Raw genomic sequence first — 12,341 nt, 5'->3', positions numbered from 1 at the left:
CGCTCGACCGCTCCCCTCACCTCACCTCACATTGAGCGAACTGCGTCAAGCGAGTCAGGCGAATCCTCACCGAGAAATCCAGCCAACGTGCTCACGCATCCTGTTGCGTACATTCCGTACCCTGCATAGCCATTGCAGTCAATCTATTCGGACTCGGCGCCCGCCCCGATGATCCCCTCGTAGGGGATCCCGCCACATGGCTGACATACCAGTTCAGCCGGCAAATCCGCAGATCAGTTATTTTCCTCCATACAACCGTACAACCCGGTCGCTCGCGCGAGCAGCGTTTCCTGCCAACTCATTTGCCAACTCATTTGCCAGCTCCCTCGCCAGATCTCACGTTCAAACCATCAAGTAGTTCAGGGGGATTTCGACGACCGTATCAGCGTACCGAAAACCGTCAGTCGCTGAGACCCTGACCTGGACGCCGAACTCGGCAGATTCGGTGCCGGGTGAATCGAGCCTGCGGTCAAGCTCTCGCAGATCAAAGCTTGCACCCGACTGTTGCAGGGCTACGGTTTGCCAGGGTTGCTCCTGAGTCCAGTGCGGCGCCTTGTCAGCAAGTCGATACGCAACCTGGTATCGCAGATCGTCCCCGGCACGCTTCCAGCTCAGAACATCACCAGCCAAACTCACTTCGGGCGGATTCAGCGCATCACCGGGAACGGGGTAGGAGGCGATCTCGCGCTCACCCTGCCCGATCACCAGTGAACGCACATCTCCCCCCTCAAAAAGACTGACAGGCAACACCTGACGGAAGTACCGCCATGACTCTGGCATGGCCGGCATCACCCACTCATGCTGGTTCCCGCCGGATGGTCGAACCACCTCGTCTGCGACGAGCAAGGGCATCGACAGTCGGACACCCCCCTCTTCGGTACGCAACTCGACCCAGTGCTGTAGATCAGGCTTCGCATCGCCGGCATCCTGCGAAGAGACGTCGACGTTCCCTGACGTGTGAGACAAGGGTGGGGAGCTTTCTGTGTGCATTTCCTCTGATAGGACGTGACCTGGTTCCGGGTGAGCGTACAAACCCCTGACGGGTGGATACAGCATCGCGATCCCCGCCTCGCCAAATATCGCACCGGACAGCAGCAACGACTCAGTCCGAGCCGTCACACCCCCTGGAATTGACACACCGTTCACCACCGGGTCAGCATCCGAGAGTGTCTGCTGTCGGGCAAGCGCATCACCCGGGATCTGCGCCATCCTGGAAGCGACATTCGACCTGACCGAGTTCAACGCCCATCGCGCATAGGGTTCGTTGTATGTTTCGTCAAAAAACCTGTATCCCTGAGGCCAGAGCTGCTTCAGGTCATTGATCCAGGAGCGCCCCTGAAATGGCTTCTCGATCTCGGACTGGACGTGCTGGTACTCCGACTCGGTGATCAGGGAGGCGGTCGAATCCAGCACCAGGGGCCACATCAGTGATGCCAGGTCATCAGACTGGGCGTTGCCGTCAGTGGTCGACTTGTTCCAGCCATCCAGGCCATCTTTGGCGATCTTGAAACCCTCAATCGACTCATGGCTGTGAGGGACATAGGAGGAAAGTGTGCTTGCGTTACCCGGGTTATGTGACAGACCAAAGGTGTGTCCGAACTCGTGGACCAGCCCAACCCCCAGCGCATCAGCGGAAAAGCCGGTATCAATCCGCATCACCACGCTACGTACCCGGAATTCCAGCATCATCCCGTGATAAAGCGGATTGTCGGCATCCGAGATGCCTCGACCGAGCGTATCATCAGGGAGATAGCGAGAGGGTATGAACATCACCAGCATGTCGTCTCTCGATATCCGGTCAGACAGGATGTCCTGTATGTAGCGCATGTAGGCGCCGAGCAGAATCTGGGAAGCGTTACTGGCCGGACTTCCCAATTGTCCATGCGCGAGTTCATGCTGAATTCTTGCGGCAACCGTGACGGGATGGATCGCCGTTGCAAAGTGACCAGCCAGACCTGATCCGCCGTCATTACTCAACCGTTCGAACTGCCCAAAGGTCACCCATGCCGCGAAGGTCGCGGGGTCTCTGAACATACTGATCAGAAAGTCCACAAACGAAGGCGGGTTGCCGATGAACTGGGCACTGGCACCCCGATAAGGCAGATACTGAGCAACGTAGTCCTCGGCCAGGAACAGTGAACGCAACAGATGCGACTGCACGTCGACCGGAACGTCTGACCCCCACTCCCCCACGAGGGCATAGGTGTAGTAGATATCGAGATCACCTGGATCATGCTGCCAGACATCGTATTCATTCTCGGCCTTGTGCTCAATCGTTTCGGCACTGCTGGGCCATGGATCGTGTGCGCGAACGGTGAATGTCTGTGTTCCGCTACCGCGAGGTTTCCAGCCAAAAAAATTGACCGTTTGCTGAGCGTGCCTGCGATCCTCATCGTTGAACTGTTCCGGATCATCGTAGCGCCAGACACGCACGGCATCTGACACAGGCAAAGCATCTCGCTGACCGACCCAGCGTCCGTAGCGTTCTGATGGTTTGAACTGCAACCTGAAACTCTCTGGCTGCATGTCTCGTGCAACCTCCTCGTGCGGCTTCCAGGTAACATACGCCCGGGTCAATGTGGGTTTGTCGACTGTGAGCTTGCCATCCCGGATGACCTGGTAGTTATGCAGTCGTACTGGCACATCGTCGTCTGGCCCCTGCGCGTCCAGATCCAGCAGGCTGGAAAACCGCCATTCATAGGGTTCTTCGAGCCAGGCACCCTCCCGGGATTCGACTCCGTCGCGTCCACCCTCAACACGGGCAATGTAGGTCGTCCCGGAGTAAAGCTGCTCTTCGGGCACAAACCGGTAGGTTGTGGGTCCGTTCTGTTGCCAGTCTCCTTCAATGTTCAGTTCTGTGCCATCCGCAGAGTACGTGAAGAGATCAAACGCGTCGTCCAGTGTCGACGCTTTGATCCGGTCGCTAAACACGACTTCGAGTCCAGGATCCTTGAAGTTCACATTCTCGCGATCTTCGACAGGCGTGACTCGGTCAATCTGGAATGGCTCCAGACATGCATCCGGGTTGGCGCGAAGCTGCTCCACCGCAACAATGCACCCTTTCACCGGTCCGGTGCGACCGGGTCGCGAGGTGATGTAATACTTACCCCCGCAAGGTGGCAATGACAGGCGGGGACCTTCGCGAATGGTTTCACAAAAGACAGCCGTCGCAGAGAAGTTGATCAGCAAACCCTCGTCACGCTGATCCACCCGCACGATCCCGTCGTGGTTGGCCAGGCTGCCTGGGTTGTCGTTGCCTCGCAACGAGTCAGTCTCACGACCGGCTGCAGAAAGATAGTTGGTACCAGGCGAATGAATTCCCGCTGCACTGACTGGCTGATCGCCTGTCTGCGTGAAATAAACATGATCCAGCTCGGACCCACTGGTCATCACAAAGAACCGGATCGGTGGTCCACCCTGATCCTGTTCCAGAGTCACTCGAATGAGCTTGCCTGCGTCCGAGCCGGACCCAGTCACCCGGGCCTGACCATATCCTTGCATGTCGACGCCCCAGTCGCCATCGGCACGCAGAAACCAGGCCACATCGCGCAAAATCCGGCTACTGGATACATTGGACAGCGGTTCGGCCTGATCACTCGACTGATCCGGGTCGACCGAGGTGTCTGTCGAACTGTCTGGCTTGTTACCCGGCGTGCCTGTTTCAGGGTCACCATTTCCTGGCTTGCCTGGCCGGGTGAAGGTGAAGGTCTGACGCTGCTGGGCATGGGCGGATCGATCCAGAACACCCAGGATGTCAGACACGCCTGGCATAGCAGACAGACCCGGCACCTGCGACAACCCGGGCAGACCGAGTGTTGCGCACAAGGACAGACAGCTTCCCAGAAAGAATTTACTGACTCGCATCATTGAAGCCACTCATTGAATCAACTCACTGGAACCATTCACTACTGTTATTCAAGCATCAGCTCGGACTGTCCACTGACGGCAAATGGCAGACAGTCATCGGCAATCAGTTTGAACTGTTCCACCCGGCAGAGCCGGCCGCTGACCTCTAGCGTGACCGTTGCGAGATCCCCGTCGATCTTGAAGTCTCGTACAATAGCCTGGGCTCCTCCCTCACCGTCCTGTCCCGAATAGATGAGCTTGCTGCCATCCACCATAAACGTGACATCTGCGTCCATCGGTTCGTTCAACCGGAACCCGTCGATGTGTTTGCTGAGAATCGAGATGCTCATGACATCCTGAGAAAGGAAGTTCCCGGCTTCAGGAGAGTAGCCCTGCAAGCTGATACCCGCGGGCTTTCCACTGATTTCAGAGAACGTGGCGCTCCCTTGATCAGATCCTTTGGGCAGAATGGTCATCCACTGATAATGGTTATCCCCGACAGTGCCTTCGAGCTGCCCCAGTACATCCACCTCCACATTCCGGTCAGGGCCTGGCTGGGCTGCCATGGCTTGTGCATCCCCGATATCGACTTGAAACGCAACCTCGCCCGACTGGCAAACGGGCTCGCCATTTTTAAGAACCGGCTCGTCCTTCCCATTTGCCGAATCATGCAGACAAAACTTGTCAGAAACAAGGCGACCTGCAATCGAACCACCCTCTTCAGTCAAATCAAGGCGATCGATGGATACGGACGACGCTTCGTCGCTCTCGGCAATCCAGGCGGTACGCGGATCAGCCTCGTCCGCGACCCATTTGTCCGCCAGCATGATCATCACTGAAAATGGCATATCTGCCTGCAGATCCTCGAGCTGATAGTCGCCTTCTGTCTCGACCGCCACGAAGACCATCGCACCCTTGACTTCCTTGCCTTCGGGCTCAAGCCCGAACATGATGACATCAAGCTCGGCCGTTGCACCATCAGACGCAAAATCCATCATGGCCCCGGGAAAGCCCATGGGCTCACCGGACAAGTTGTATTGAAACGACTGACCACCCAGACTGCCCGAGATTTCACCTGTCTGGGCCAGCACACTCGCAGACAGCAACCCCGACAGACCTAGTGCCGCGGCACCTGCGGCCAGGACGCGCTTGAGATAGCCGAAGCGACGCAAATTTCCGGAATATCCGGGGAGGCCGCAAGCCTCAGCCCGACCATTGGTGCCTGTGTCGGTGCGCGTCCTCGACACACTGTTCGGACAGACCACAGTCCATTGACCATGCGGCTTGCAATCTGAGCTCGAGCGGATTCTTATGTTCATTCAGGGTCCTTATCAAAACGCAATCTCAAAATCCTGGTACCGGCACAGAGATGGAGGGTTCGCAGTCATCGGTCTGTTGCCAGCTGACATGTCGCAGCCTGAACCGTTGCCACGGCGATCACGACATCAACTGAAACAATTCAGCCCTGCCAGTGATCAGCATTGCCTGACATGGTTTGCTGATGGTCTCGTGTACGGTCTCGTGTACCGTCTCGTGTACCGTTACCTGGAAGATCCAGACCCTTTGTATAGCCTTTCTGAACGCTCGATGCCCCGTTTAAATGAACGGGGTACTTTGACAAGGTAAAGCGTGCATGCGGCAGGCAGTCACACGTCTGCCCGGGGCGGGCCCATTGCTTGCCAAGTGCGGAGCCGCGGTGTGACCTGGCTTGCGGGGCTATGCGAGATCCAGCATCCCGCTGTAGACATAACGCTGCGCGAGAAACGGTGCATGTATGAGGGATTGTTCCAGCAATGCCGGGTCCGGTGAGCTTGTGACAACGAACACGGCCTTGACCACAGGCTCTCTGCGCGCCAGGAGTGACATGAAAAGCTGCCCCAGAAACACATTGAGCTCGGACCTGAAACTGCAGCAAAGACAGCCCTGTGCGACGGAGAGTTCATCGGTCGAAAGCCTGTGAAATCGCAGTTCCGCAGACATCTCGGCAACAGGAGCCTGTGCGTCAGACTTGGTGTTCTCCGACAGATCCGGAGCCACCACGTAAACCGAGCGATGGTCTGCTGGTTCCATTCGTCTGACCAACTCAGCAACCGGATCATCCATGCCCTGCGCGGCCACCATGACCACTGCAATCCTGTTGCCTGACTCTCGTGTCAGGTGGTTCAGATCGATGCGCTTACTCAAGACCTCGTCCTGCAAAATGAGAAAAGAAAACTGGAAAGATGCAAAGATGGAACCGGGCAATGAGCGAATCGATCCAGCGCTCGCACAAAGGCATCACTGGAAGGTATTAGCCCCTGCAATCTTCGCACAGGTGTGATTGATCACAGAGGTGACCATGGCGTAAGGATCTAGCTCGCTTTGCGGATCCGCAAACGTTCCTATGGTATCCGAACGCCAGCCATCCACGTAATCTCCTTTGGCATTGTGCAGATAGAACATGGAGTAGACATCCTGCCGCCAGCCTGTGAACTTGAGTGCCTTCACAATGCGCAAAACGCCATGCAGGACGTACTCGCTATCAGTCTTGCCTGCGATGCTTGCATACATCGCAGGCTGCATCCCGAACGCCGCATCAGGCTGTGCACCACTTGCAGCCACGGCGGCCTGGACTTTCGCTTCGGGCACAAATGAGAAAACGTTCCTTTGAATCAGGCAGGTTTCGAGTTTATGACTTGCGAACTGGGTGATCGCAGGATCATCCGAGTACATGACAAACGCAACCTCCGGTGCCTCGCCAGTGCGCACAGTCAGGGGTGGTTCTTCTTGCAGCGAGAGTGTCGTGAAACAGCCTGTCAGGAGCACCGGGAGCGCAAGCGACATACCTGCCATGGCGAAAGAGCGAGAAAATGCGCGACGAGAATTCATGGGTTCATCCCTTAGCGTGACTTCTGGTTGCCTACTGAGGTTGCGCAACATTGAACACAGCGATGGCTGTTACGTCCGCGATAGATTACGCCCGCGATAGGCCTGTCATTTCATCGTAGACAGGTGAACCGCTCTCGGGAACTCTATCATTCCGGGATAATTGACATGGATCAGAGCTTCACAGCTCAGGCGCCGCCTGGCCAGCTTTTCCGTCTTGAAACGCGTACGTTTGCGGGTCTACTTTGCGCCCAGTATCAAACTATCAAAACTGGTGAATAGTCTCAGAAGTGTTTCAAGCCGCCTGTTTCGCAAACAGTTCCCCGAGCTTGAGAAAGAGGCAAAAATGTGCTCAGGAGTCGCAGCTATTTTGCGGCATCTTGCGGTCGGTGGTGCTCGGCTGGAAGTCATTCGACAGGATCCTGAGCAGCGGAAGACACCCGATGAATCCGATGAATCCCAAGGATGCCGTTGGTGTGCATCCGCACTCAGCCCAATCGGGTCGCCTGCGGCTAAAGGACGCGAAACGCAAGGCGCTCGATCCGGTTTGCGTGAAGCTGACCCTGCGCTTGGGTATAGTGGACAACCATGCAACCTGCCAGACGAGACAAGGAGGAAGAAAAGTTCATGATCAAGAATGAGACCCAGCGCACCGTAGACGAGGTCATCCAGGCACGTCACTCCATGAGAGCGTTTCACCCCACCCCGATTGCCCGGGAGGATCTGGAGAACATTCTGGAGGTGGCCGCACGCGCACCGTCAGGATCAAACGCCCAGCCCTGGAAAGTGTATGTTGTCAGTGGCGATCCGCTCAAGACCATGTCCGAGGAACTGGTAAAAACCTTCATGGATCCTGAACTGGACAAGCAACATGTCGAGGAGTACCCGTACTATCCAGTCGAATGGAAGTCACCCTACCAGGATCGTCGTCGCAAGGTCGGGCTCGATCTATACAAGCTGCTGGGCCTGGGTCGCGAAGACAAGGATGGTATGAAACGCCAGCACGCCAGAAACTTCAAATTCTTTGATGCGCCGGTTGCCATGGTCTTCACCATGGACAAGATCATGCGTACCGGATCATGGCTGGATTTCGGGTGCTTCTATCAGTCAGTCATGATCGCCGCCCAGGCGCGTGGCATCGACTCGTGTCCACAGGCAGCCCTGAACCGTTATCACAAAATCCTGCGCAAGCATTGCGGCATTCCTGACGATGAGATCGTTCTGTGCTGTCTGGCACTCGGTTATGCAGATCACAGCAAAATCGAAAACTCGCTGGTCAGCGAACGTGAGCCAGTCAGTGGCTTTGCGCAGTTCATCAGTTAAGGTGACTAGATCGTGCACGTCAACCTCATTGGTTGAACCAGCAGAACCAGCAGGCTCCTGCCTGCTGTCTGCCGCCCTATCATCGACGATCCCTTCGACGATCCTGTCAGTGATCCAGCCATGATGACGGAGAGGCTTCTCCAAGGGCCACGTAACGATCAACTCGTATCAAGACCATCGCCGAAGGGATCGAGACGGCGCAACGGCGTGACCGGCCTAAAGAGATGGGTTGCGACTACGGTCAAGGCTGTTTCTTTTCCAGACCGATGCCCGCAGTTGCCGCAGTTGCCGCAGTTGCCGCAGTTGCCGCAGTTGCGTTCGAGCGCCTGCTCAGAGATCGCCAGAGGAACACCTGACACCACCGGAATACAGATCAATCAGTACAGACCAACCAACGAGGGACAGTACCTGTCGGGTCGATCCAGACCGGCTGAGCTTGCGCTCGATTGTCGGGGTGGTTCAACATGCAGGAACGATGCACCTGTCTCAACAAAATCCATCAACGACAACCAGCAGTTCGACTGCACCTGGCAAGATACCTGGCAGCAACCGTTAGCGGCATCTCGTACCGACCTGTCTGCATAGCCCGTATAGACTCCATACCCCCCGTACTTTGCCCGTCACAGAAAGCAGCAAAGCCCCGCTTTGTATGAAGCCGGGGCTTTGCTGCTTTAATTGACAGAGGATGCCAGCGAGTCCGTTAGTCTGGCTCTGACTCCAGACCAGACGCTGGCCCAGTGGACTCGCTGAAATCTTCCCAGACCAGGTTCACTCTCATGCGGCAGTTGGCAGCGGCGAGACCTTCTGCGCCAGTTTGGTCAGGAGCGCTGCAGCGATGGCAAGCACGACGCCGCCAAACGTCAACTGCAGGTGACTCAGGCCCAAATCACCCCCACCCGGGATAGCCATCATCACACCGCCAGCAAACAGCACCAGGCGGGCAATGAATCCCAGGGCACCACGGTGCATGGAGCCGATCTTCAGCATGTACCCTTCGAGCGCAGATGCAATGAGCCCGATACCGATAATCGCCGTGATCACCACGACGATCACATCCGACATCTCGCCTTGCAGAATCAGGGCAGGGTTGAGCACAAAGAAGAACGGCACGAAGTACATGGCACTACCAAGTCGCATGGACTGCACGCCTACCTCGACGGGCCTGGCGCCCGCAACACCGGCTGCCACAAAGGATGCCAGTGAAACCGGTGGCGTGATGAAGGACACCATGCCCCAGTACATCATGAACAAGTGCACGGCCAGCGGATTGAAACCCGATGCGATGAGCGGAGGTGCCAGCACGATCGCCAGGAAGATATAGCACGCAGTGATGGTCATGCCCATGCCGAAGATGAAGCTGGTGATGGCACCCATGACCAGCAGCACGTACACGTTGTTGCCAGCCAGATAGATCAAGTCGTTGGCAAGCGTTCCGGCCAGACCGGTCACCGACATGGCGCCGATGATGAGACCCACACCGGCCAGCAGTGCTGCGAGTTCAGCGAGGGACGCCGTCACCCCTGAAATCAGGTTCATCAGCTTGGACCAGTTCAAACGGTACTTGGGGCTAAACTGGTTGATGACCAGCAGCAGTGCGGTGGCATAGAACGGCGCAAGCGACTCGATCTGCTCGACCAGCAACAGCCAGACCAGCACCACAAACACCAGGATGTACTGCCAGCCTTCTGCAAATGTCTTCTTCAGAGCAGGCAACTCATGCGCAGGCAACCCTTTCAGGTTGTGACGGGCAGCATAGCCGTCGATCTGCATGAACAGTGCAAAATAGAAAAGAATCGACGGGATCGCAGCGGCCAGTGCGATCTGGCCATATGGCATACCCAGAAAGGCAGCCATCACAAACGCCGTGGCACCCATGATGGGCGGCATCAGCACGCCGCCAGTCGATGCACAGGCTTCTACACCGCCTGCATACTTGGCAGAAAACCCGGTTCGCTTCATGGCCGGGATCGTCACAACACCAGTGGTGAGAACGTTGGACACCACACTGCCCGAGACCGACCCCATCAGGCCACTGGCAAAAATCGACACTTTGGCTGGGCCTCCACGCACCTTGCCAAACAATGCGAACGCGACGTTATTGAAAAATTCCGAGGCACCGGTGTACTGCAACACCGCGCCGAACATCACAAAACCGATCACAAGCTCACCGAAGGCACGCATCGGAATGCCGAGCACACTTTCGCTGCTGGTGAAGTGATAGGCAAGAGTCGTGTAGATGTCCTGGCTCAGTCCCGAGATGGGACCTGGCATGACTTCTGCGAAGACTGGATACAACGAGAACAGACCAACCACCACGAACACGGCTGTTCCGCCTGCGCGGCGAGTGGCCTCAAGCAGCATGAGCCAACCCACGGCTGAAACCGCGATGGCCGACTGGGGTGCCATGAACTCCCAGGCCTCCATGATGATGCGATGGGCATTGAACGCAAAGTAGGCAAAAACCGCTGTGGTCAGCAGAAAAAGGACAGCGTCGTACCAAGGCACCCGGGTTCGGGATGCCTTGGCCGTCGCTGGAACATAGATAAAAACCAGTCCGATGAGCAGCGCACCCAGTACGTACAGGTACGCAGTATCAAGGAGTGTGACCCCGATGAAAAAGCCCCAGTTGAGCAACTGATTGAGCGCCAGGAACAAGGACGAGGCGCCCATCACGACCACGACAAACTTCCAGAACCCGGTCAGGGTTCTGAGTCGGGCCTGCTCTTCTGCTGCGGCCGCCGGAGCGGATATCGGCTCTTTCTGAGCTTCTTGACTGGTGTTCTGACTCATCGTGACTCACTACAGGGTTACAGGGATACTACTTACCAGGAGGTCATGACCGGGTCCATGCCAGCCTTGGTCAAGGCTTCAGCACGGGATTTCATCCAGTCCTTCTGAAAGGCCTCTTCATTGGCATGTTCACGGCCTTTGACCTCTTTCCAGGTGTCGGCAAGGATTTGCTGACGCTTGATCAGCATGTCGTTGTTGGCCTGGTGCTCGTCGGTCCACATGTTCTTCTCTTTGAAGAACTCGATGGCACCATCATGATAAGGCATGACCCAGCTCAGTTTCTGACGATCCAGTCCCCAGCCAATGTTGCCAGGCGCAGCATCTTTATAGGTTTCAAATGTGTCAGCCATGGCGTACATGACTTTCTTGACCAGCTCCTTCTCCTGCTCTTCATACGTCATCAGCACAGGATAGGGATAAGCAGCAGAGATCGCAGGATGCTCTTTGCTCAGATCAGCACCTTCAGTACCACGTGCAGGGAAGAAAAACGGGGCAATTGCCTGCAAACGCTTCCAGCCTTCCTTGTCATCCGGGTTGAGTTCCGGGTAAACGATGCCACGTGGTGATTTGGCCAGTGCATACGCTTTACCTGAAATCGACGAGGTGAATGCCGCGTCAGCCTGACCGGCTGCCACGCCATCCATGGCCGCACCGAACCCCCCAAAATCGACCTTCTCCACGTCGTCCCAGGTCAGGTTGGAGAACGCCAGAATGGCGGTGATGTTCTGATTCAGCGATGGAGAACCAATCACCCAGGCCACGCGCTTGCCCTTGAGGTCAGCTGGCGTCTTGACGCCAATGTCACCTGCGGCCACCACTGTCAGCACCTGGTCGGAGTTGTTCAGCAACAGGCCTCGAACGGGCTGGGGACCCCACTGGGACTGTCCGAAGTCATAGAAACCTTCCTGGGCCATGTAGCTGCCGCCCACGCCGTTGGCGGAGAAGGCAACCTTGCCTTCACGCAGTGGCAATGTACGCGAGACGTCATTCTTGCCCGGCAGGATACGCAGGTTGATGCCGTACTTCTGTTTGAATGCATTGCCGATGGCGACGGCCTGGTTATAGCCCCCGGAACCCACGTCGTACGCACTCCAGGCCAGCGTCGACGGCAGTCCCAGCGAGTTATCCTGCGCGCTGGCCAGCGGTGCGAACAACGTACCAGCAACAGCAAGTCCTAGTACCTTTAATCTTAATTTCATCAATGTCTCCTCGGTCAAAAAATTCAGAAGCTTGTTCCTGACGGAATGCTTCTCTGAGCCACTTAGGGTGACCGAATTACGGTCACACTCAATTTGACCGCCAAAGTGTATCGAAAACATAACATCTTCACGTCTCTGGTTTACCCCATGAAACATATCTTAGCAATCGTGAGACACCTTCAAATATATTTGATTTATATAGTTATTCTTACAAATTACAGCATTCCACCATGTAGAACCGCATCAAAAAATTTAATGAGATTCCTGTCAGTTCCGTTGCCCGTTCAATCGATATGCTTAATGGTTGCGCAAACTGGG

Annotated in this window: 8 protein-coding genes; 2 read left to right on the top strand and 6 right to left on the bottom strand. The window is 56.2% G+C overall.

Going from position 1 to position 12,341, the window contains the following annotated elements:
* Positions 1–342 precede the first annotated feature (342 nt).
* From DBV39_RS01365 to DBV39_RS01345, 4 genes are all read right to left on the bottom strand, one after another.
* A complete protein-coding gene (locus DBV39_RS01365) occupies positions 343–3,867 on the bottom strand; it encodes an Ig-like domain-containing protein (protein WP_108620028.1) in 3,525 nt (1,174 codons plus the stop codon).
* Positions 3,868–3,911: 44 nt separating this feature from the next.
* Entirely contained in the window at positions 3,912–5,165 is a 1,254-nt protein-coding gene (locus DBV39_RS01360) for a hypothetical protein (protein ID WP_159078724.1), read from the bottom strand.
* Between the two features lie 397 nt (positions 5,166–5,562).
* Positions 5,563–6,030 carry a hypothetical protein gene (locus DBV39_RS01350; RefSeq protein ID WP_159078723.1) on the bottom strand — a complete coding sequence of 156 codons (468 nt, stop codon included), beginning with the start codon at positions 6,028–6,030 and terminating at the stop codon, positions 5,563–5,565.
* A gap of 93 nt (positions 6,031–6,123) precedes the next feature.
* Entirely contained in the window at positions 6,124–6,714 is a 591-nt protein-coding gene (locus DBV39_RS01345; protein WP_159078722.1) for a hypothetical protein, read from the bottom strand.
* A gap of 624 nt (positions 6,715–7,338) precedes the next feature.
* Here DBV39_RS01345 and DBV39_RS01335 point away from each other — a divergent pair.
* Positions 7,339–8,034, top strand: coding sequence for a nitroreductase (locus DBV39_RS01335; RefSeq protein WP_108620022.1), 696 nt, complete (start codon positions 7,339–7,341; stop codon positions 8,032–8,034).
* 167 nt (positions 8,035–8,201) lie between these two features.
* A complete protein-coding gene (locus DBV39_RS20515; RefSeq protein ID WP_108620021.1) occupies positions 8,202–8,390 on the top strand; it encodes an EAL domain-containing protein in 189 nt (62 codons plus the stop codon).
* A 418-nt stretch (positions 8,391–8,808) separates the two neighbouring features.
* Here DBV39_RS20515 and DBV39_RS01325 read toward each other — a convergent pair whose 3' ends face one another.
* Entirely contained in the window at positions 8,809–10,824 is a 2,016-nt protein-coding gene (locus DBV39_RS01325) for a TRAP transporter permease (protein ID WP_108620020.1), read from the bottom strand.
* A gap of 32 nt (positions 10,825–10,856) precedes the next feature.
* Positions 10,857–12,023, bottom strand: coding sequence for a TAXI family TRAP transporter solute-binding subunit (locus tag DBV39_RS01320; RefSeq protein WP_227870758.1), 1,167 nt, complete (start codon positions 12,021–12,023; stop codon positions 10,857–10,859).
* Positions 12,024–12,341: the final 318 nt, after the last annotated feature.

The sequence above is a fragment of the Orrella marina genome (assembly GCF_003058465.1).
Taxonomy (GTDB): domain Bacteria; phylum Pseudomonadota; class Gammaproteobacteria; order Burkholderiales; family Burkholderiaceae_B; genus Algicoccus; species Algicoccus marinus.
The sequence above is the reverse complement of the archived record's forward strand: the minus strand, read 5'-3'. Positions and strand labels throughout refer to the sequence as shown.